We start from the raw sequence: 25,248 nt of genomic DNA, 5'->3' as shown, positions 1-25,248 counted from the left end.
TTATTTAAAGAAAACCAAATACCCATAAGACCTAATCGCTCTTTTGAACGAAATTCAGGAAAATACCGCTCTCGAATCAAACCTAAAATATCTAAAAATCAAAAAGATAGCATATGATGAGGGCTTAACTTTATGACATTGAACGAGCGCTAGCGGGGGCCTCTACATTTCTGCAAAAGCTTTCTTTTTATTCTGTTGCTCTCTTGCTTACTCAGATACGGCACTCGTCATAGACGAAGCGCTAGCGCATACGAGGACTAGCGGGGGATGCCATGATTAGAGATACTAAAGCTCGATTGGCTTATTCTTGACAAAAAAGCCTTTACATCTCTGTAAAAGCTTTTCTATATTATTTTTTTTATTTCTTACTCGAACCGCCACTAGCAAATGCTAGCGGTAGCCATTACTTTGGCATACTAGCACCATTTGGGGGTAGCCGTTACGGTAAACTAGCACCATCAGGGGGAATACACTTGTAAATATATTATTTAACCTTAGACCAATTGGTCAAACCTTAAAAATTCACCGCATAAAAAAACGAGCATAAAAATTATACCCGTTTTGTATCATTAATGTTATTATTTTAAATTTTAACCTGCTTCTAATAGCTCAACTATTTTAGGGTAATTTAAAGTTCTAGCTATAAATAATGGGCTCTTGTCTACATTATTTAGTTGATTTTTATCTATTCCTTTTTTAAGAAGTAGTTCTATCATTTTTAATCTAGTCCCAAACCCTTTGTCATTCATTATAGTTGTCCATAATGCGTTATTACCATAATCATCAACAAGAGACAAATCAATATCTCGATTTAAAATTGCTAACAAAACTTCTTCATTGTAATAAAAAGCCAATATATGTAATGCCGACATTCCTTTATAGTTTTGATGATTTAAATTTATATTATTTGATATCAAATACTTCGATAATTCAAATAACTCTTGAGAAATAGCCATCATTAGCATATTATAATTATCCTCATCAGTGACATCAATGTTAACATTGTTTTCCTCTATATAATGAATTATTTTTTTTTCATTTTTTTCATTTCGAATAATACTAAATATCTCCATATTTTAATTTATTAATTTAACTAGTTCTACTCTCTTTCTGGTCTAGGTGACCCCTCATGCGCCCCGCTTCTATTTGACGATGGATTCTCTGGAACATAATTTCGAGGATTATTATACTCATCTAAGACCTCTTGCCAAGTTACTTTTCCATCGATGTAATCTTGTCTAAGTTTATGCCATTCTTTCCCGGGTTTATGTCCCATATCCCATTGACCAAATCTAGATTTTGATTTATCCCAAGTCAAAATCTCTCCCGTATTTATATCTATTACATTTCCATTAGCATCTCTGGGTGCATTTTCCCAAACTTGTTCAACAACTCCCATTTCTCCTTTCTTTCCTTTTCTAAAAGATGGTCTATTCCTCGATTTATAAATCCGTTCAACTACATTTCCAAATTCTCTAACCGCATGTTCAGCAAAATCTTCGAGAGGAAGTCTATTAATTGATTTTGAAAAATTAAGATTCTTAAAAGCTTTTGTTCCTCTTAAAAATGGTGCTACTTCTAGAGCAACAAAAATTCCTTCAACGGTACCCCAAAAATACTCTCCTTCAGAATAATCTTTTATAGCATAATATGTTCCTGCCAATGGGTTAGCTTGTGTAGCTAACCACCAAACTGGATTCGAGTTCCTTACATAATTATTATATGCTTCAACTGCTCTATTATGTTGCTCTATCTGTTGCTCTCTTTCCTTTTTCAAATAAGGAAGACGTCCCCATTTTTCTGCATCCTCTCTTGATTGATAAAAACCAAAAGCAGAAACATCTGGTGGATTATAAGGTATAGGAACTAATTCAAGTTGAATTTTTGAAGTTTCCTTTTTCAATTCATTCCAGTAATAATACTCTTCTAATCCATCTAAATCCATTGCTTGAATTGGAGTATTACCTGCAAACTGATATGGAGTATAGTGAGGGTACCCCTTAAACAAAGGGTCTGTACTTAAAAACTTACCTAATCTAGGGTCATATATCCTAAATCCATAATCGTATTGCGCACCTTCGCCTTTTACTTCATCATCTTTTTCTTTACCATTAAACCCATAACGGTAAGAGTCGCTTGAGCCATGCCTATTAGGTAGTAATTGACCAAATGGATAGTAATCATTATATGTAAGAACGTCCGCAGTAAAGTTAGTAAAATTAAGTGGGTCTGCCACCAATTTTCGATCACTTACAACACTTAGTACGTTGCCTAAGTGGTTGCTTAGCTCATAGCACTTGTCTCCAACTGTTCGAGCAAAAACACCCGCTGGTAATGTTGCAGATACATCTTCAATTTTTGCTTTAAACTTAGCGCCAAGGTTTGTAGAAAACCCATGTTTTAATATAATCCGTTCACCTGCTTTTAATGTTAAATCACCTGTATTGGCTACTGTATAAACATTTGCATTACCTGCTACATCTATATTGTTTTCTGCCAGTAAAGACTCCGTTGTAATTATATTGCCTGTTGTTAAAACAATATTATCCTGTACTATAATCGTTTCACCATCTTCGGGTATTGGAATACTTTTTTGTTCTATTCCCAATCTAGAACTTCCATATATATGATGCTCTTTGAGTGTAACTTCTTTATTTTCAGAAATATTAGTGACATCTGTTTCATTAGTTTCATAAACCGCTAGTACATTACCCTGTGCATCACGAGTATAGATAGTTGTTTTATTTTCCGGTAAAACGGTTTTAGCTATTCGGTTCCCTAATCCATCGTATTCAAAATGTATTTCGATTCCCCCAGTTTTGGTAATACTTGCCACTTTACCGTCTACACGCCAATCGATATTAGTAATATTCTCACTGTTATCTGATACTAATTGCCCTATTTCGTCGTACTCATAATTATTAACGGGCTGTGTATCTAAATCATTAAAACCTGCATCACCAACGGCATCGGTTACATAGTTTAATTGGTTGTTTTTTGAGGTCTCACCAGTTAAAGGGTTTTCTTTGGTATTATTATATTTATAACTCAACTCATCCATTTGAACAACTTGATTTGCATCGTTAATGGTTGATCTTTTTAAGGAGTTCAGGTTTCCATTTCTATCGTAGCTATAATCACTGCTATAATTAGGATTATTACTCGTATTGAACCCTCTCATAGACTTAATACGGTTTAACTGATCGTATGTATAATGATTGATTTGAGAACCTAATGATACTTCTTCTGTATTCATTACTCCTGTAGACATGAGCCTAATATTACCATTATACAAATCACTTGTATTGTTTGGTCCGCTTGCACTACTGTTTATAAAGGCATTTATGGTACCTATAGATTGATAATCTTCATCGTTATAGGTTAATGCAAATCCATAGGCATCTTTTGCTATATTTGAACCTGTATCACCATCACCTCCTAAATCATTAGCTGGATCTAATTCATCTGAGTTTACACCTTTTAACCAACCTTGTATGGCATACGCATAATCTTGTCCTTGTACTTTTTTGTCTCCAAGTTCTGTTCTTGCCAAAGGACCATGTTTGTAGTAATTATACGACGCATCTGTTTCCCAAATAATACCATCGGATGATGTTTGTACATTGGTAATTCTATTATCGGCATCATACGTATACTGGTGTATAAATTGATCTGGTGCATCTTTTTGATAATATACCTTATTAACATTCCCGCTAATTAAATCGTACTCATACTCAACACGTTTAAGTCCTGAATAATACATAGATGATTTTGCCAGTAATCTATTATGGTGTACAAGTTCTTTAACATTACCATGTATATCATAATTGTAATATATGGCATTATTAAAATCTATATCTGCTGTTTGGGTTGTTACGTCATCAAAATAATAGATCTCGGTGACTCTATTTCTAGAATTAGCAAATATATTATGTGCATCTAACGTTTTAAAAACAGTGTTTGGGTTACTAAGGTATTTGGAATATTTTGTTCGGGTTACTTCATTTTGCTTATCGGATATGTTTTTAGGAAATAAAATTTTGTCCGGATCATCTGAAAAACCATCGGTAAACACTAGATTGCCTAAATTATCTTCTAATTTTCCTTCGGTTTGATTAATAGCTATGACTTCCTTTGGTTCCAGCTCTCCTGCTTCTGTAATACGTCCTAACTTGTCATAAACAGTATAACTAAAGGTATTGTTATCTAATTGTTTTTTATTTTGTGAGGCTACAATACGCCCCAAAGCATCATAAGCAAAGCGTGTCTCACCTCCATCTGGGGTAAATTGCCATACTAATTGGTTTAATGAATTATAGGCATACTGTGTTTTATAATCATGTGGTGGCAATAACTCTGAATTTTCTTCTTCAGGGTTATCTTTTCTATACTGGTTAATTCTTTCATGCAAAGTACTTCCATCAACCACTGCCTCTAATTGTTGTTTTGAGAACCTATTTACTCCTTCTGGCGGTACTGTTTGTATTAAATTCCCTGACTGATCGTAGTAGTAAAGTGTATATTGATATTCCTTATCAAAATAATCCATAGTAAAGTCTTCATCAACTTCTCCTATAGCATGTTTAAGGTATTCGTTTATAAATGCTTCGCGTTCTCGTTTTAAAAAGTTAGCATAAGCATCATTACTATAACTACTATGTATAGCTTTTGTAAGCTGCTCACAAGGCGAGTCTTCTGGCAAATCAATAGTATAATCTTCTGTTGTTATTGGTAATGGTCCAGGAAGGCTTATACAAATAGTTCCTTCTGTTGTTAGAGCATATAAATGATCTGAAGTGAATTTTACCCAGCTTTTAATAGCATCAGTATTAGAAGCATTTGCCACATCTGTTGCATAAAGATCAACAATACCTTGCATACCAATAACATTGTCATTGGGGTCTTCATCATACCCATAACCAAATTCTGTAGCTCCAAAATTTGCAATGGTTATATAGTGTATTGATAATGTTGGTTCTGTAACGACTTCTGGATCTGTTTCAGATAATACCAGTGTGTTTATATAATGCTCATAGTCGTCTGTTATGTATGCCAACTGTTTGTCACAAAATTCTTCTTCGGTATAATATTGTGGGGATCTACCTTCTCCTTCTGTAACCGTATCTATTCCCAAGTTATTTAAAATACTTATGTATGTGAGGTATTTGTCTGAACAGCTTACTGGGGTAACGGGTTGGGCGATACATTCTTTATTACTGTCACTACAATTTAATATATGGTCTGGTATAACATCGTCGCCAGTTGTTACATAAATTTCAAGTTGGTATAAATTTTCTGGGTTAAGAGGATCTTCATAATCAATTTGAGAAATAAATCCATAACCATTTCCTGTACTAACAGGAAGTACGTCTTGAATTTTTAAACTAGCTTTAAAATTCAAATTAACACCTTGTTCATGAATGAATGGAATAAAATCGTTCCATGCCGCTTCTAAAGACGTATTAAATCTTAATCCTGAGCCTAAGGAAGGGTCAGTAATCCAACTATTATTATCTAGAGTTATTACTCCAATACCATCAGTAGATTGAGCTGTACCACTGCCTTCATTAAAATTATAAGTTCGCTGTACACCGTTAATATTGTAAGCAAAGTTAAAAATATCAAAAGTAGCACCCCAATCATTAGCACTCGTATAATCCCACGAAAACCTGTTTGTTGGAGGACGTCGATAGCCTACCTGTTCTCCTTCATAAGGATTAAAAATTATATCGTTAGTAGACAGTTTATACGACTTTCCGTTTAATATTATTTCTGCACTATTATAATCTTCTGGGTTTTCTGAATAGTTACTAAAATTAATATCAATTTCCAAATCAATGAGTTCATCAATGGTGGCCTTAAAGCCCTTTGGTATAAACTCTATATTTTTATAATAAAATTTATGCGCTCCACTTGTATCTGTAACCATCTTACGTAAAATGAAGGCTGGTTTGAATTTATTTATAAGTTCCTCTGATTGATATTGATTTATATTAGATTTTTCAAAAGTATAAATCGGGTAAGCACCACCATATGTACTAACTGTTAAGTAGTTATTGTCTGGCGAAATCCTAATTCTCGGAAAATTATAAGTACTCCCTTCTATTAATGCATCGAATGGCTGTTCATTATCTAAATATGCAGTACTTAAATCCCCTGGTGTTGTAAGTAAGTATGTTTTAAGTATAGGGTTACCAGATCCATAAAGAATTAACAGTTTTTTTAAATCTTTTGAAAAAGTAAAACTACGGCCTGCTCCTGTTGTAAGTGTTTCTTCCTGTGTAGGATTACTAAGGTCGAATGGAGCTGATAATGAATACCTCGTAAGTCCTTCTGTTTTAAACAAATACATATTTAAACCATTATCAGTCATAAATACATCTACGTCATGCACTATTCCAGGTAAATTAACACGACTAACCTCTGTCATTGTTGATATATCGTGAGGTACAGAAAATTCATACAATATTATTTCTCCTTGTATATCATGAAATTTGTGTATCATAAAATTCCCTGAAGAAGTTATGTGAATACCTTCTCCTTGACCAAAAATGCTTGAAGAACCATTTAAATTAGCTGTTGATACGTCATATGGAGTTGAACATAAATATTGTCTACCCGTACTATTATGAAAACTAATATAAAGTATATTACCATCTGCACTCCAAGTGTGCCCAACAGCCTGATTTGATGTAGAAAATTTTTTACCATTATAAACATAAGTATAACTATCAGAAAATTCTTTATAATTATTAACATCATCACAACATAAAAAATTAAGTAATGTTTCCTCTGTAGCTTGCACCGTACCTATAGCACTTTGCCTTTGATTATAAGACGCTAACCAATTTACCTTTACATTTTGGGCAATAACATTACTTTGATTTGTACTATACACATAATCAAAATGGATATTTGTGATTTTTAAACCAAAACTGTTATTGGGAAGTGGGGTATCTAGACTCATACTAAAACGGTCTATCCCATCTATATTAAGAACATATGTGTTAGCTCCAGAATAATTCCATGTTATGGTAGTGCCACCTTCAAAATATTCTGGTAAATAACTATTAGTATAGGCTTCTAAATTAGAAATATCAACGCTTGAATCGTTTATTTCGTTTGTAGCCAGTAAGCGCTTCATTAAAGCTAGCATCGCTTTACTAAAGTAACTTTCTTTATTACAAGCTCCTGTTTCATCATAGGTATTGCCATCTCCAAGATACTGGCCTTCGCTCAATGGATTTGTTGTACTACAAGTAATACGTGCTTTAGTGGTTCCTGTAATGACCACTTCTTTATTATCACCATTAATATCTAATTTAGCTAAAGCCTTATATGAAAACAATTTAGTTGTATCATCATATGAACTTGTTATGACATTGGTACTAACACTTATAATAGTAAATCCAGTACCATAATTTGTCCAGTTATATCCTGGTAAGTTAATAGTGATATCTGAGTTTTCTAGATTACCACCACTGTTAATACTTAAAACAAGTTCTTCGTTAGTTGCCCCTATAGTTCCTGTTGTAGATACTGAGGACGCAGGAGCTGGAAATGCACCTCCAAATTCTTCAAACAGTGTAGATGATAAATATAGTGCATTATACTCCCTGTTGGAATCTGTTGCAGTGTTTCCAGATACATTACTATCCCTAAAATAACCATCTAAATATAACACCAAATCTCTGGACAATGGGCATATACCTGTATCAACATAATACTGGTAATTTACCTGTTCTGCAACATCTGCAAGTACATCTTCTGGATCTGCACCTGCATTAAAATACATATCGCTTGGTAAAAAACGTTTTTGCTTAGTTATATAATTATCTGCAAAGGCATCACTACATATACCATCAGCTGGATCAACCCCAGCCATATAACCTTCAAAAGTAACAGCTACACTATGATTATAAGTAGAGATGTTGGCTATTAAATCTACTGGAGCTTCAGACAGGCCAATACATCCATTATAAATACCATTTTTTTGTGCATAGGCATTCATAAACACCGATTGCATTCGCTGTTTTAAGCTTAAATAATTGGCTTTATAGGCATTCCAGAATTCATCTTTTTGTTGGGTGGTTAAGTCACTTAGTGAATTTATTTCACTAAGTATGGCACTATTATTAGGAACAACACATTCGGTTATACTCGTACAAATATACCTTGCATAGGTTGAAGCTATTAATGATTTTCCAGATCCATCAAAATTAGTTTGAAGTGCTTCTTCCATAATATCTTTTCGCACATTAAGTAAATTATGAGAAGTAGGATCGAATGGAGCTGGTAATGCGCTTGAAAAATAAGGATCGGCATTGTATAAATCTAACACCGTATTTAAAAAACCTGTCCCTGTAACTCCTCCGTTAATGGCTTTGTCATATGTGTTTAAAGACTGTAAGTACGCATCAAAACCATCAGAACTAAAATCATTTTTTTGCAATTCGCATACCGCATTACTATATAACAAATAGTCATATTCCGGATGGTAACTTAATAATGAGTAAGACCAACTGTCTTGCCATATATCATCATCTGTAAAATCTGAACTATTTGTTAAATATTGTGGTTCTACCCAATATTCATCGCTAGAACTATCTACAGCTGTTAAAGGAGTTCCTTCGTTAATTGTTGGTTCGTAAGTAATAATTTCTACTGCTTCTTCACCTTCACCTTCAATGGTTACTATTTCTTTTACTTTAATATAACTTATTGTGCCATTTTCATTATAATAATGCCCTTCTGTTTTAGAAACTGAAGCATCATAATCTGCATGCCAAGGGTTCTTCCAACTGTAATACAATGGTTCATCTGCATTTGGATTTATTCTGGTACTAATTAATTTATTGTTTTCGTCAAAAATATTTAAGATAGTTTCGGCTCCTTCTGATCCGTTGCCATATTGCCCCAAAGGACTCATATCTTGCAGTAATTGATCTAATGCTGTTTGGCAAGAAATAATATTTGGTGTAGAAACTGTAGGGTTAGCCACATCTGCACATGTAGCTCTACAGGTATCTAAAGCTTCGTTCCATTGCGCTTCTATGGATAGGACAAATTCATTTTTTTCATCTTCAGAAAGTAAATCATACTGGGCTTGATTATTACTAATTTGCTCATTTACATAAGCCTGCCTGGCTTCCTCTGTTGTACTATATGTTCCTATAAGTGCGCTTTCACACGCTTCACAAGTAAATTCACAACCTTCAAGAATAATAGGGTCTAATGCTGGTGTAATATCCTCTATAGCGACATAACAAGCATCACTGGGGTCTTGTAAACGTCTTATATAATCATCTGCATGCGTTTCGACAGCTATTTTATCTACTTCTAAATTTTTTATTATGGTATATGAGCCTCTTTCAACCGGTATAGGTGGTAGCTCTTCTGATGTTAATGTAATGGTATTAGTACCATCAAGTGAAATAGTACCTTGGTAAGGTTTAGGGGCTCCTGTTCCACTATCTTCTGGGAACAAACTTTTTCCATCTCCATCTAAAACATCAATATTTAAATTATATGTTAAGGGGTAATTTTTAGTAAAGCCACTTGTATTGTTTGGGTCTGGGCAACCGTAGGAAAAAGTTGGAACATTAATGCTATAATTAAAAATTCTGGAATCATTAAAAACAACCATTTTAGAGGCATTGAAAGACAATTGATCTTGCAAAGCTCCAAAATTACCAGATGTTCCTATTTGATTATTATCTTCTGGTGTATCTGTTGCATCACTTATTATTTTGTTTAATAAATCTGCAGTAAGCCTATCATGTAATTTATTACCAAATATATCTTCGGCGTTTCCGTCTTCATTATCTAATCCTTCTAAGTTAAATGCACTTGCTCCTGTAAGTGCTGTTGCAATAGTTCTTCCTTGTGGGTCAATATAACTTATACTTAATTGCCTGTTGGGATCTAACACCATATTCTTTTTATAGTGTGATGCGTTACCAACAGAATAACCAAAAAGACGATTTAATTCTATTTGTTCTGGAAACCCATAATAATATTCCATGTCATGTCCAGAACCTAATTGATGTGTTTTACCTACGCCACTTTTTCTACGAATTCTACCTGTATTATCTGGTGTGTACTCTATTTGAGAGAAAGGGTATTCTAGCGCATTTGGTATTCGGTTTTTATAGTCACTTACAAGAGTATTAGAACTGTCGTCCGAATAATAACTACTTGCTCCACTGGAAACATTCATCTTTTTATCATCAGATTCAGTATCTATTATATTTTGAGTGTCTTCATCGAAATCTAAATAACTATAAGACTGACTTGTTCTAGCCGGGTCTGTTGATCTATTAAAATTATCGTAATACTGTAGCTTATTCTCATTAGTTGGTACGGGTAAAACTTCTACCGCCGGACGTCCCTGAGCATCGTATATAACTTCTCCTACTATAGCATTTTCATCTGTATTAATGGTCGTAACGGTTTGCCTGTTTCTAAGTGATCCATCAAAATAACTTACTACTTCTTTTTTCTTCCCCTCTTCTGCATAAGAGGCCTGAAACTGCCAGTTTTTATTAGCAGCATGTTCCTTTAGACCATCTATTTCTAAAACATTTTTATCTGCATCTGCCCAATCAGAGATTTTTGCTTTCCAACTATCATCTGCACCGACTGGTTTTGTTGGTGTAATGCTCCATTCACTATATTTATTTTTAGATAAAGAAGGATCTATGGCAGCACTAAAATTACCTACGGCTCTTACTCTATAGATAATGAAGCCTCTGCTATATACTAAAGGAATGGTAAAAGTTGTTTGATTGGTTTGTATACGTGTATTATTACGTTCAAAATCTTTAACAGATAGTGATATTTCTGTACTTCCTAAAGGGGTTGTAATATCCTCATTATAATTATCGATCCAAGTCCATTCTACGTCATAAAACCTAGCCCCTGTCACCACCGTCCAATTAATTTCTAGTTCATTATCACTATTTACTGTATGAGCTTGTATTGCCGGTGCCGCTTCTGGTAATTCAAAATAACGCTTGGTATTAAACCCAACCTCTAATACTATATTATCTGGAACTGGAGCATCATTAGTAACTGTATCTGTTTCTATATCTTCAAACGTATTTGACAACACTAATACATTCACTCCATAACGATCATTAATGATATATTGTGTGAAGTCTACAACATTACCAATTCCAGCCGCTAAGTTATTTTCTACTTCTAAAGTTATTTCTTGACTACTAGTATCTGGCGTACCATCTGAAAGTATTGGTGTAACTTCTAAAGTTATTGAAAACTTATATGCAGTAAAAGGCGCTGTATCTTCTTTAATACTTAAAGATAAATACGTATACGGATTTACATCTGTAGATTCTGCTAAAGCACTTGAACTATTTGTTGTTAATGCCCCGGTTATTTCTGCCCCAGTAAAAGTATCTTTAAAATCTTGGGCCTGGGCAAAGTAAAAGCCAAAGAAAAGAAATACTGCAACTTTAATACTTAGCGATGTTTTAACTTTTGTAAACATATCTTTCATCTGTTTATTTTTATTTTATAAGTAGGATATTATCCACCTATAACACTTTTGTTGATATCAACTTAACCGCTATAGTTAATTACACCCTTTATGAATTTGTTTGATCAATTATTTTATATGCCATATAGTTTTGAGAAAGATGTACTTTCTTATTAGAATCTATACGGACATAATCTTTAAGCTCTGGAACCTTTTTTAAAGGGTTCGGATTCTTTCTGAATTTGATCTCCATACGTGCTAAATCGGATACTTCTTTACCATTTTTGTCTACAAATGGAACTTTTGTAGACAGATATAACTCCTGCTTTTCTATTTGGTAATTATTTTTATTAACATGAATAATTATTTTACGGTATGGTATAGATATTTGAATGCCTTCTTTTAACACCATTTCATGTATAATAATATGCCCACTAATTTTTGTTGAAGCTTCTTTATAGAACTTTAAAAACATTGAAATATCTACTGGCGAATTTTGAGTTTTTTCAAAAGACTTTTTATTGTAAGCTATTGTTTTTGCTTCTTTATTTACTATAAGTTTCGCATCTGGTAAATCAATGATTTCTGAACCTAATATTTCAATCCTAGTAACTCCTTCTTTCCTATACATAGTACCTTTATAAGACTCTGTAAGGTTAGTTCCTGTATAGCCTCTAAACATCTTATACTCCATTTCTATGTCTAAAACGTCTACCGTTTTATAATAAGACTCTATTTTATTGAAAGTATTTAATGCTGTAATTTCTTGGGTGTAGCTTAATGCTATATTTCCTAAAAACAGTGCTAATATTAATAGCTGATATTTAATTTTTCTTTGCATTTTAATTTGTTGCTTTAATATTACCAGATCTTGTTTCTTGAATTGTATAAATACCTTTTACAGTTTCTTTCTTAACACGTATTAAGCCTCCCTCTGGGTCATATTCATAAAATGTTGCATAATTATTCTCATCCAACTCCGACATTAATCTTTGATTTTCAGGATGGTACACAAAAGATTTCATATTTCCTTCATAAGGATAGATTCTCAAATCATCGAAATATGCGACTTTGTTATCATCACCATTCTTTAAAGAAATAATCATTTTACCAGCACCGTTTGGCACTGTAAAATCCCCTGTTATTTTTTGCCATTTATCTATGATGTCTCCATCCGTATTAAATACTAATGGGTCTCCAATAGCTTCATTATCCTCAGTAACAAAACTAATTTCTATATTGGCCTTTGTGTAAGTAGGTATGGCTTGGTAAGGCACCTCCTTGTACTTATAGTATGTAGATTCTGATTTCATAACATTTGGATCTGAGAATGTACTTTTCTGACTTTCTTCCAAAATTGGATCACTGGTCTGATGAAAATTGGCATACATTTCAAACACACCCAAAGCAGTAACTTTAACATCTGTGAACCTTAGGTACTCATCCGGTGATGTGGTTATATTATCTAATAATGGATAATGCTCTTCTTTAGTCTCAAGTGTAACTCCCGTTCCTATTTCTGTTGCTTCTTTAGGAATTGTATATGTAAAGGTTGGTGTCCTATATATGAATTGTGTTCCTGAAGTCTTAGCTTCATTTAAATAAAAAGAAAAACCTATAGCTCTTCCATAATCATCATTTATAGTTTTAAAATCATATACAATGAATTTTTTCTCACTAACAGCCACTCCTTCTACGTATGCCATTAAAGGTGCCAAATCTAATTGCTCTTCTTCCCCTGTAAACTCTGGCTCGTACACTTCTGGAATATTTACTAATTTTTCATTTCCACTCATTAATCTATTTTTTAAATGATTTAAGAGTGCTACAAACAACTCGCTTTCTTTACTTCCGTTAAAAAGAACTTCAGAAGTTTCTTCTGTAGTAACTTCCCGCTCATTTACCCATGCATCAACGACATAATGCTTTAAAAACTCTGGCCTAAACAATTCACATCCTAGGAGCGGTTGTGCTGGCTCTGCTTCAATATTAACAGTAACTGCTATACGGCTTATACTGGCACATCCGTCAAATACCTGTTCTGCATAGTAAGTAGTCTCATTAACTAAATTAAATTCTGGGTCGTATGCAAGTCCTCCTGTAGATTGGCTATACCAAAGGATCTCTATACCCTTTGCTTTCAGATCCTTTACTTTTGGAGGTGGATCTGTAGCATAAAATGTTTGGTTTGTTTGTGTAATGATCGGATCATCTGTAGATTTAATATGCACCAATATGGCTAAACGATCAGCACTTTCTTCATTATTTCCGTCTATCTGAGCAACATAATAAGTTGTACCATCGACTACCGGGGTATTAACTGCCAAAGGATTTCCATTACCATCATACCATAAAACGGACATCCCATTTATATTTTCAATTTCCAAAACAATATCATCTAAAGTAGACTGTTCACATAAATACTGTACCGAATCTCCTTTAGGGGGAATTACACCTATGGTTATTGTTACAGGAAATCGGCAAAAACAGCTATTACCGCCACTGTTACAAGACGAGGCGTAATAGGTCTGTCCATCTTCTAAAGGTGTATCTATATTTAATACTGCAGTACTGGAATCATTTTCATACCAATATATAGGGGCTCCACTATTTACGACATCAATATCTGCAAGTGTTGGGGCTGGCGCATACTTACTAAATAATTGTTCATGATCCCCTTCTATATCTATAAAAACCTCTACATTTGCAGCAGTACGTGTTACAATACTATCAGTAGTATCGTCCCACCAATAGGTTACCCCACCTGATATTGCTGCTTCATCTATAAGGTCATCTGTATTACTGTATTGCTGCCCTCCGGTCTCGGCACTATACCAAATAATATCACTTCCCCAGGGTGTTAAATCTGCTACTGTAGGATAGTCTTCCAATTGACTATAGCAGAAAGCATTAGGGTTACAAGTACCATCATAATTGATGCTTAAACAACTCATTGCTTCTTCACTAGGAAGGTGCCCCCTACTATCAGAATAATATGTGGCTGAACAATTAATAGTAAAATCGTATTTGAGTTGGAAAGTTCTAGACTCATTAACAGATATTCCTAAAATAGGAGCTAATCCATCTATTATATCTTGACCACCAACACCAACAGTATCCTTACATACAGTCCAATATAAATATATGTTCTGCTGACAACAATTTGCTCCATAAGAAAATGTTAACCAAGCACCTCCCTCGCCTGATAAATATTGAAAATTATAAATAGCTGGGTTTTCACAATTAATATAAGGTGCCAAAGCTTGCATTTCTGTGGGGTTATAAAATGCCGGGATTACCGTACCTGCTTTAACTTCGTTTATTAAATGGTTGAGTAAGTTTTTAAGCGCTAGTTCTGCTGATACTTTTTCACTACAGTAAGTAGGGTTCGTTGGGGAGTCTGGATTTACATTCACGGTAATGGTATGACGCTCTAAAGTTAACCCCGTAACTACATCATTAGTAGCAAAGAATCTATAAATACCAGCATTTGATGTCGTTGCAGAATTAACACTATAGGTGTTTAAATCTGTTCCTATGGGATTAAAAGTAGCCCCTCCATCATTACTAAATTCCCATTGATAGTGATTATTCGGACTCGTTAAACTTGTAGTTAAAGTGAATGGGTTTCCTTCGGTAACATTTATGGTTTCTTCTTGGTCTACTTTGGCTTGAGGAGCGTAATTATATGTTCCTATATTAGTGTAAGTAGGATGTTCTATTTCAAAATCACTAAAAACAAAAGCATTTTCTCTAAACGCAAACTCGTTTAATAATGATAAGTTTATAAATCCAGAAGGAATATCACCAGTTAATTTATTATACGAAATCCATAACCTCTCTAAATTTGATAAATTTTCAAAACTAGTAGGTATACTTCCTGTTAACTCGTTTCCTAATAGATATAATTGCTCTAAATTAAGTAAAGTACCAAGCTCTGGGGGGATATCTCCTTCTAAATTGTTTAAACCTAAATTAAGACCTCCAAGGTTAGTTAGGTTTCCTAGTTGAACAGGGATATTTCCTTCTAATCCATTTGCGCCTAAATCTAAAACAATAAGATTGGATAAACTTCCCAGTTGTGATGGTATAGAACCCGTTAATTGATTATTCCTAAGTAATAATCTTGTAAGATTGGATAAATTCCCTAATTGAGATGGAATGGTACTGTTTAATTGATTGTTATCTAAATATAATTCTGTAAGATTAGATAAATCTCCTATATTTATTGGAATGCTTCCCACTAATTGATTATTCGTTAGGTGTACGCCTGTAATAACACCATTGGTTACAACTACACCATACCAATCACAAACCGGGATATTTATGCTCCAGGGTTGGTAATTTATCAGAGTGTTTGCCCAGTTTGACCCATCCGTAGCATTATATAAAGCCATTAAAGCATCACGTTCGGATGTAGGCACACTACAGGTATTTGATGTTACCGAGAGAGTTACTGTATTGCGTTCTAAAGTGAGTCCTGTAACAATACTATTTGTTGCTATAACATGGTATACGCCAGCATCTGTTAAGGTTAATGAATTTATCGTATAATCTTTGCTCGTTGCACCTGTAATGGCAACACCGTCTTTATACCATTGGTAACTATTATTAGAGCTGCTTAGACTAGTTGTGAATGTATAACTTGAGCCTTCTGTAACTGTTGGTGTTTCAATCTGGTCTACTTTGGCTTGAGGGGCGTAATTATATGTTGTTATATTAGTGTAAGTAGGATGTTCTGTTTCAAAATCACTAAAAATAAAAGCATTAGATTGAAAGTCAAAAGTAATAAGGTTTGATAATGTACTTAATTCTGTTGGAATCTCCCCGGCTAATTGATTTGAGCTTAAATAAAAATGAAGTAATAATGACAAACTACCTAAACTAGAAGGTATTGCTCCTGTCAATTGATTACTAAGTAAAGATAAATTTTCAAGATTAGATAAATTTCCTAGTTCTGAAGGTATAGTTCCAGATAAATTATTTTCATCACACCATAAGGTCTTTAACTTAATAAGACCACCTAAACTTATAGGAATACTACCTGTTAACTGATTTGTAGATAAATGCAAAAACTCAAGGTCAGATAGATTTCCTAATTCAGTCGGAATAGTTCCTACCAGCTGATTATTAGGTAGCCTTAATTGGGTAACACTCCCATTAACTACAGTCACTCCATACCAATCACAAACTGGCGTATTAATATCCCAAGGTTGATTATTGGCTAATGTATTGGTCCAGTTAGCTCCATCCGTAGCATTATACAAAGCCATTAAAGCATCACGTTCTGCTGTAGACACGCTGCAGGTACCTGCTGTTACAGCCAAAGTAATAGTATTACGTTCTAAAGTAAGCCCTGTAACAATACTATTGGTTGCTAATACATGATATACGCCAGCATCTGCCAAAGCTACTGAGTTTATAGTGTAATCTTTACTGATTGCACCTGTAATAGCTACACCGTCTTTATACCATTGGTAACTATTATTAGGGCTGCTTAAACTGGTAGTGAATGTATAACTATTACCTTCTAAAGCTGTGGGTGTTTCAACTTGACCTACTTTAGCTTGGAGATTGTATTTAAAGTATGCTAGATTATTATAAGTATTATAATCACTTTCAAAATCTCTAAAAACGAAAGCATTAGCCTTAATGTCAAAATCTAATAAAGCTGTCAACGAAGTTAAAGAAGAAGGTATATTACCGTATAAATTATTAGATCCTAATTTTAGTTTTTTTAATAAAGTTAGGTCTCCTATCTCAGTTGGGATATTACCTGTTAATTGATTACTTGACAAAGTTAAATTTGTAAGATTAGTTAAGTTTCCCATCTCTGCGGGTATATTACCCGTTAATTGATTATTTGGTATAGATAAATTAATAAGGTTAGTTAAGCTTCCTATCTCCGCTGGGATATTACCCGTTAGTTGATTAATGTTTAGATATAAACCTGTTAGATTTGATAAATTTCCTATCTCAATTGGAATATTACCTGATAATTGATTTCGTTCTAATATTAAATCGGTAAGGTTAGTTAAGTTTCCTATCGCTGCAGGGATATTACCTGTTAATTGATTTTGTTCTAATAGTAAATCGGTAAGGTTAGTTAAGTTTCCTATCTCAATTGGAATATTACCTGTTAATTGATTTGTTCCTAAATTTAATTCAGTAAGATTAGTTAAGTTCCCTATCTCTGTTGGAATATTACCTGCTAATTGATTTATTCCTAAATTTAATTCAGTAAGATTAATTAAGTTTCCTATTTCTGCAGGTATATTCGTTAATTGATTAAAGTTTAGATTTAAAACTGTTAGATTTGATAAATTTCCTATCTCAATTGGAATATTACCTGATAATTGATTTCGTTCTAATATTAAATCGGTAAGGTTAGTTAAGTTTCCTATCGCTGCAGGGATATTACCTGTTAATTGATTTCGTTCTAATATTAAATCGGTAAGGTTAGTTAAGTTTCCTATTTCTACTGGTATATCACCGGATAATTGATTATTAGAAAGGTATATCTCAATAACAGTATTATTCACAACCGTCACCCCATACCAATCACTTACACATGCCGTGGTGTCCCAGTTAGTATTGTTTGTCCAATTAGCTCCATTGGTAGCATTATATAATGCTATTAAAGCATCACGTTCTGTCGTTGGTACATCTGAGGCACATTGTCCAAAACTATTAGATATACTAAACAGTAAAAATGATACTAATAAAATTATATGATAATATGTTTTTTTCATGATATATAATCGGATTTTATTGCTAAATATTGACTTCATAGAAATGACTTTTATAACTTAATTAACATCAGAATTAAATAACTTATTAGCATCGTAGGATACTCCATGGCATCCACTGCTTTTATAAACCGTAAGTGTTAAAAACATTTTAGTTATAGAGTTATGAAAACTATCTTGAAGTTCTATAGCAGTTTTCAAGTAACTTTTGCTTTTTCTTTGTCCGTATAATTCAAATTGTCCAAAATATTTACCGCTAGCATCGAAATTTATTTCGACTTCTTTACCATCAGGATTATCTGCTCCATCGTCCCCTATTTTATCTCCATTTAAGTATATAACAAAACCTCCTCTTGGCCTTTCATTAACAATAAACTTAAGATATCCTTTTCCATAAGGTGTTCCATCTATAGTAAAGGCCATTTGCTTGCTACAACCATAATTTAATCTTTCAGTTTTAATCAGGTTGGATATTTTTGGGATTGCCTCATCATCACAAACATCACCTATTTCATCTTTATCATAATCTCCTTGATTCGGGTTATATGTGTAAGGGCAATTATCTTCATTGTTAGGCCTGCCATCACCATCAAAATCGTCATCTGCAGCAATACCCAAGAGTTCCACCTCTTTGGTAGCCATATCTGTACCAGGTACTTGTAAGCTACTATGTCCAGTATGCGATTGATCTGTACTTATGGCAATGCCTCCATCCCCATCATTAACAACATCTTCTATAAAATTAAAATGACCTTCGGTGGTATTAAAAAAACTGTAGTCTTCAAAGTTATCTACCGCCATGGAGCGATATTTACTATTGGACGCCACAGCAGTTGGTAATGTGTAATTATAACCGTATTGAGCTGACGAGTATCTATCTAATGCATCTTTGTTTTCTAACTCAGCTCCAAATGGGCTGTATTGCGTTACTTCGCTGGCAAAAGTCCAAGGACTAATGTTTTCTGCATTTTCGTCCTCTATATTAATAGCATTTGTATTTACACTCCACTCTTCCTTTATTGAGTCGTAAGCATAAAAAGGAATAAAATCTTTAAAATACCCTTCTTTTCTTGTATTCTTTTTAACGCTGGTTCCTCCTAATTTTATATCTGTTCGCTCTGTTAAGTAGGCATATGATTTTTCTGCTCGCCATTCTCCGTTTACGTTATAGATATAAGGATTAAATTGATATGCTTCTAACGGTAATTCGGCTAAAACATCTGAAGTTACATTTACATTTGGTATAAAAGGTAATTCGTTTTCACACTGGCAATTCCAAAAATCGTTATACCCTACAGCACTTGCGTTTATAATTCGCAAATTATTAGCCGTAGATGTAGAATCATCTAATAAAAAACTATCTGTATCTATACTTGCCACATAATTTCCTGATGTATCTTGAATAGGGTTTTTCATCATGGTAATAGATGCCATATTCCCCATTTGTTGGTTACGATATCCTGAACGTATAATCTTAAAATTAATATCTTCACCTATTTGTAAGGCTTCAGACCTATTAACTACACGACCATCTCTATCCATTAGCAATACACCATTACTTTCGTTAAACTCAACAACCCATAGTCGCTTAGTTATACCACCGTAAGTTGCCATAATTTCGTCGCCCAGAGTTAAATACGAATTTGCATCAGGTAATGTAAAATAGTCTCCTGAGTAAGACAACATTCCTTTTATTCCAAGATTTTTAGAAGCTTGCCCCATATTACCATAAGCCCAATAAGCAGGAAAGTTGAAATTGTAATAGGTGTCATCAAACTCGTTTATAGTCTTGGTTAAAATAACTTGTCCAGTTTCTGCGTCCCAGGCTTCATTAACAGTAGATACTGTTGCTCCTAAATCCATTGCTATTTTTTCTTTTAATATAGCAGTAGTATGTACCGTTTTTGTTGTGATGATGCTATGGGCTATGTTTTCATTCTTTGTTAAAACAGGAAAAGCCGTCGGAATAATTAGTACAAAAAGAGTAAAAGGTATCGCTACCACATTTACATTACCCCCTTTTGTCTCAGATTTAGAATAGGCCTCTCTAAAATCGGTAATGAGATCATAATCTACTGCAATTTCCTTTTCATCAACAGCCCCCCATTTATCCACCACTGGTAATTTATTATTTAAAATATTATCGTTACCTTCTTTTTTACTATATATATATTCCACTGAAGATATATAATCATCTATACCTTCTTGAAAGACCTTTTGCATTCGCATTCTCCCATCCATATCATTAGTATGCACGACATAACCTTGCGATAAGGTAAATTCATTTTTTACATTAACAGGAAAGCCAAATAGCCCCCCTATAATTTGCTCTAACACATTATTTTGGTTACTCTGGTAATGTGTATCAATATCAGTATAGTCTACTTTAGTAGGAAAATCTTTGGTAGTGTAAAACTCAGAAACCACACTACCTGTGGCGTGTCTAGTGATATCTGTCCTATCCAAGTTTTTAACAGTTACGCGACTGTAAGTAACTTTTGAATGTGGAAAAAAAGCTTTTCCAAAAGGTTTTTCAACATAACTTACTTCCCTAGGAGCTATTAACCTCGACCCTTTATCATAAAACGGTTCCACAAACGGATTTTCTGCACTGTCATTAGGTTCAAAAGTAGCTACCCCACTTGAACTCTGATTTTTTAAAGTGTAATCGTAAGTTTGTCCATAGTTTTGTGAGGTCCCACTGGTCGCCATTTCATTCCAATGGTCATTCATTTCTAGCTTTTTTATTCTGGAACCTCCACCAAGTTTATAAAGCTTTGGGTTAGTTAATCGTATCCATGATTTTTCAGGGATAAAACGTTGAGCACACAAGTGTGCATTACTTCTAAGCTTTTCATTAGGGCCTGTAAAGATTTGCCCAATTGCCCCAATACTTGCTACCAGTTTTTTTGCAATGGTTACAACGTTTTCAGACCTATGATCTTGATTAAGTCCATAAACAATACCGTTTAAATAAGTTCTCCCGAAATATAAGCCTGCTTTTGTAATTGGGTTTTTATCGTTATTACCGTTAAGACTTCCCTCCATAGGAGTCCATTTCATTGGAACAGCGGCATAAATTAAATTATCACTACTAGACTGAAAAATATTAACTTCTTCATCCATTTCAAAATAGCCAGTAACATAATCATAATCACGACTTGAAGTGTTTCTAGCTCCCTTTTTCGTCATATTCATTAGAAAGCGGAAGTAAACAGGTTTATCATCAATATTTTTTAGATATTTTTCCTTAAAATCAAAAGTGGTGTCTGTTTCATTAGGTAATTCTACATATAAATATTTAGCTTCGTATGGCCCTACATAAAGGTACTGATTACTCTTAGGGTCACTGGATATATTACTTAATCCCGCACCAGCTACTTTAAACATTTTTTGGGCATGTCTATCTTGTACATACTGATAATCATCACTTTCATAAGTCATGTTTATGGATCCTCCAGATGGTAATTCTATAGATGTAAGAGACCATGCCGCTGCATACACATCTTGAATTTCTTTACTTTCCTGATCTACAAATGGATATTCAGATGTTGTTATAGGGTCTTGAGTATTGCATCCTCCTAAGTCATTTGGCTTATAATTCCCCCAAATATCAAAGGCTTTTAAGCTGTAATCTGGGTTATTATCTATAATCTCTTCATCTACAGTCCCTTCATTAATTACAAACTCTTTTTCATAATTAAATATATAAGGCGTATGCTTACCCATTTTAGAGTTTCTATAGGTAAAATAAACACTCTTAAGCGTTAGTTTTCCTAAATCATTACTTAATTCATATTCATCAGGTGCTCCCCCAAGATTATTATCTATATGTTTACATAAACTGTAATCGTAAATAAAATGTGCTGTTTTTATTGGTGATAATTCTTCTATACTAGGATCATCTGAAGGGTCATTATTTTCGAGTTCATCTTTATAAGTGTCATACTCAGGCTTAGAATATAATTTTATGGTATTTATCTTATATAATTGCTGTGTATCGCTCCCTGGTTCTAAACCGTTTTCATTAGCAACGCCACGACCATCTTTACGAGGTGAAATATTAAAGACAGCCACATGGGTTTTAGTTTCTATTTTTCTTATATACTTAACTTCCTTTTTTCCATAAATGTAGCTTCCTTTTTGATCTGCTCTGTTACTATTTAATCCTGCATTATAAGACGCTTGCATGTTACCATAAGGAATACGCCATTGAAACGGGTTGTCTTCCCCTGCTGGTATTACATAATCAAATAATGTATAGGCTCCCAAATCATCATTCGTTGGACCATTACCCGTTCTATCTTCATAATCTGATGATAAAACTGATGATAATAAATAGGTATGTGCATATTCAGGAGTGATCACATTGTCATAAAAATGATCTATACCCGCATTATTTCCTGTAGAGTTTTCTCCTTCTTCATAAGTTACTACTCCTGTTGCACAATCGTAGTTATTAGACTCGGTTGCAAAAGTGACTTCTTGTTTTTCTATATTATAAGCTGTTTCTCCAAATACATAGGTAGATCCATCTGGCTTTAACATTCTTATTTCTGCAGTATGATGTTCTTTCGCATGCTTATTAATACGCTCATATGCATAACTACCTTCATAAAAATTTTTCAGTTCCGCAACTGAAATTTTTTGAATAGATTGGTTTCGTACGTCTCGTGTTGTTCTTTTAAACTGACCAGAAAATGACGTATTATCTGAGAACAATTCATTTGAATATTGAGGTATATTGGTATTTCCTTGATAGCGTTTAACTTTAAATTCATTATTAGCATATTTATAAAAACCTGTTCCTCCAATTTTAAGAGCCATAGCATGATCCCCTTTTAACTGCTCTGTAAAAAGAGAGCGCTCATTATCCACTTTATTTTCACCTACATATTTAAAATACACAGGTTCATAATCTAAATTGGTAGATGAAAGTGTACTTTCATTCTCATTCTTAAATGTATTGGATGCTCTCGTTTGCCATACTCCTGTATAACTTTTAGAAGGTGCTGCAACAAAATTACCCCCATAATGCCATCCAGTACCTCCTTCAGCTTCAATTCCTAAACTAAACGACTTACTTTCATCTTTTACATACTCATCATAGACTTGACCTATCTGACTACGATGCGGTCGAAACATACCACTTATACCCTGTCCGTTTACGCTATATAAATCATATGTATAATTAGTATATGGTAAGGAAAGCATATTTCGACTAATAGTTCTATCATTTTCTCTATTATAATCTAATACATCATGTTTAGTAGCCTGTCCTGAAAACTCATAACCATAGGCTTTTTCTTTTTTAATTGCATCCTTTATTTTTTGAACTGCCGCGGTTGCAGATATTTCTATTTCACCATCACCACCCCATATATCTATCCCTGTTGAAAAGGAAAATGTACTATTAAAATCAATAAAAGCTGTACGCTTTCTGGGCGTAAGTGTAAAATTTGAAAATGATATATTTCCAGATGTACCACCTAAACCATGTGAATCTGCTTTTAAATACGATATTCCAGATTTCTCTTTCACTCCCTTGTTAAAAGCTATTGATTTTGATGCTGAAAGACCAAAGGAGCTTAAACCTTTATTCGAATTATAGGAGATTCCAGCATTTAGACTACCAGTTACATTTCTTCCTTTAATCTCTCCAATCTTAGCCTTTGCTCCAATTTTTGGTGATATTGTAGCACCTTCTATAGCAGAGGTTTGTACATTTACACCTACATTTACATAATCACCCAAATCAAAGGCTAAACCATATGAAGGTTTAAAACTTACTCCTGTATAATTATTATAATTTATACCCATACCAACAGAAACGGAAGGACCAGCTTTAGGTACTTTTACACCATCTTCAAATTCAAATCCAAAAATTTGTCCGTCTACCTGAGCACTAATACCGACAGTCACATTAGGTTTTAGGTTTTTTTTATAGGTCATTTCATCTCCTTTAAAATCATCCGGAATACCGCGTACTTGTCTGTTTATTTGACCTACGTTTAAGTTCCAACCCAAACCTACCCAAGAAGCTTCCTGATCCATAGTAACACCAGAGTCATACGCTAAGTTTAATGGATACCCACCTACATCCATAATTGGGATGTTATAATTAAAATCTCCCGTTGAGAGATTTACCATATCTGAGGTACCAATAGGTGTAAAGGCATTAAACTCTGGTTGTGAAGGGCCACTTGTTAATGCAAACAGTTGCGATGGCTGTACCGTTGTTAGCATAAGCTGAATAGCTAAGTAACTTGCAATAACTTTTGAGAATTTACTGGTTCTTATCGTATGAATCATAACTATGATTTATTTTTTGGTAATTACTTTTTTATTTTTTTCTAATTAATCTAGTTTTTACTTTCTAGAACTTTTATTCGCTCTTTTTGTGCTTCTAGTTCTTTTTGTTGTTGTAAAGTATATAGTATTAACTCTTCAATTTTTTCGAGAAGTTTAGCATTCATCTCTCCTAAATGGACTCCGTTTGCTTGGACGTCTTTTGCTGATGGGATATTGGGTAAATGCCCCTTTTCTTGTATATGTTCTTCTATTTGAGCTAGTGTAGGTAGGTTGTAATCTTTTGTGAATACATAGTCTGGCCAATTGCTTAAATCTACCCGTATTTCTTTGGTGTGAATATTCCCGTTTACAGCCAGTTTTTCATCTGGTGTATCCGTACCAATCCCCACATTACCTACATTGTAATACACGTCTTGATTGTTTAAAATCCAATTTCCTGAACCTCCTCCACTTGAAGCCAAATCTGTGATAACTGTTACTGTATTACTACTTACCACAACACTTTCATTACTTGATGCATCTAAAGCTGTTACTCTAAAATCATAAGATGTGGCTGCTGTTAATCCGGTAACTTGATAACTCGAAACATTTCCTAAGGTGGTTTCTAAAACTCCATCTATATATATGTTATAACCAGTAACTCCTATATTGTCGGTTGCTCCTAACCAACTTAAATCTACTGTAGTGTCG

The 25,248-nt window shown here is 33.8% G+C and carries 6 protein-coding genes; all 6 read right to left on the bottom strand.

The genetic code is table 11. The annotated features are described in order from the left end of the window. Positions 1-590: 590 nt before the first annotated feature. Positions 591-1,073, bottom strand: a complete 483-nt coding sequence (locus tag Q4Q35_RS19525; RefSeq protein WP_303279713.1) for an ankyrin repeat domain-containing protein — start codon at positions 1,071-1,073, stop codon at positions 591-593. A 26-nt stretch (positions 1,074-1,099) separates the two neighbouring features. After that, on the bottom strand, positions 1,100-11,518 hold the full coding sequence (locus Q4Q35_RS19520; protein ID WP_303279712.1) for a GH-E family nuclease: 10,419 nt from the start codon (positions 11,516-11,518) through the stop codon (positions 1,100-1,102). Between the two features lie 88 nt (positions 11,519-11,606). Further along, entirely contained in the window at positions 11,607-12,338 is a 732-nt protein-coding gene (locus Q4Q35_RS19515) for a LolA3 family protein (protein ID WP_303279711.1), read from the bottom strand. 1 nt (position 12,339) lies between these two features. Then, on the bottom strand, positions 12,340-18,288 hold the full coding sequence (locus tag Q4Q35_RS19510; protein ID WP_303279710.1) for a leucine-rich repeat domain-containing protein: 5,949 nt from the start codon (positions 18,286-18,288) through the stop codon (positions 12,340-12,342). Between the two features lie 18 nt (positions 18,289-18,306). Beyond that, positions 18,307-24,558, bottom strand: coding sequence for a thrombospondin type 3 repeat-containing protein (locus Q4Q35_RS19505; protein ID WP_303279709.1), 6,252 nt, complete (start codon positions 24,556-24,558; stop codon positions 18,307-18,309). Between the two features lie 50 nt (positions 24,559-24,608). Beyond that, positions 24,609-25,248 (bottom strand): fibronectin type III domain-containing protein (locus tag Q4Q35_RS19500; protein ID WP_303279708.1); only part of this gene is annotated, 640 nt, incomplete at its 5' end.

The sequence above is a fragment of the Flavivirga aquimarina genome (genome assembly GCF_030540835.1).
Lineage (GTDB): Bacteria > Bacteroidota > Bacteroidia > Flavobacteriales > Flavobacteriaceae > Flavivirga > Flavivirga aquimarina.
This window is presented reverse-complemented; position numbering and strand designations above follow the sequence as displayed.

Bases quoted from the DNA above. Each gene is read 5' to 3' on its own strand.
- Q4Q35_RS19515 (WP_303279711.1), bottom strand. From the start codon at position 12,338: ATGCAAAGAAAAATTAAATATCAGCTATTAATATTAGCACTGTTTTTA.
- Q4Q35_RS19510 (WP_303279710.1), bottom strand. From the start codon at position 18,288: ATGAAGTCAATATTTAGCAATAAAATCCGATTATATATCATGAAAAAA.
- Q4Q35_RS19525 (WP_303279713.1), bottom strand. From the start codon at position 1,073: ATGGAGATATTTAGTATTATTCGAAATGAAAAAAATGAAAAAAAAATA.
- Q4Q35_RS19505 (WP_303279709.1), bottom strand. From the start codon at position 24,558: ATGATTCATACGATAAGAACCAGTAAATTCTCAAAAGTTATTGCAAGT.
- Q4Q35_RS19520 (WP_303279712.1), bottom strand. From the start codon at position 11,518: ATGAAAGATATGTTTACAAAAGTTAAAACATCGCTAAGTATTAAAGTT.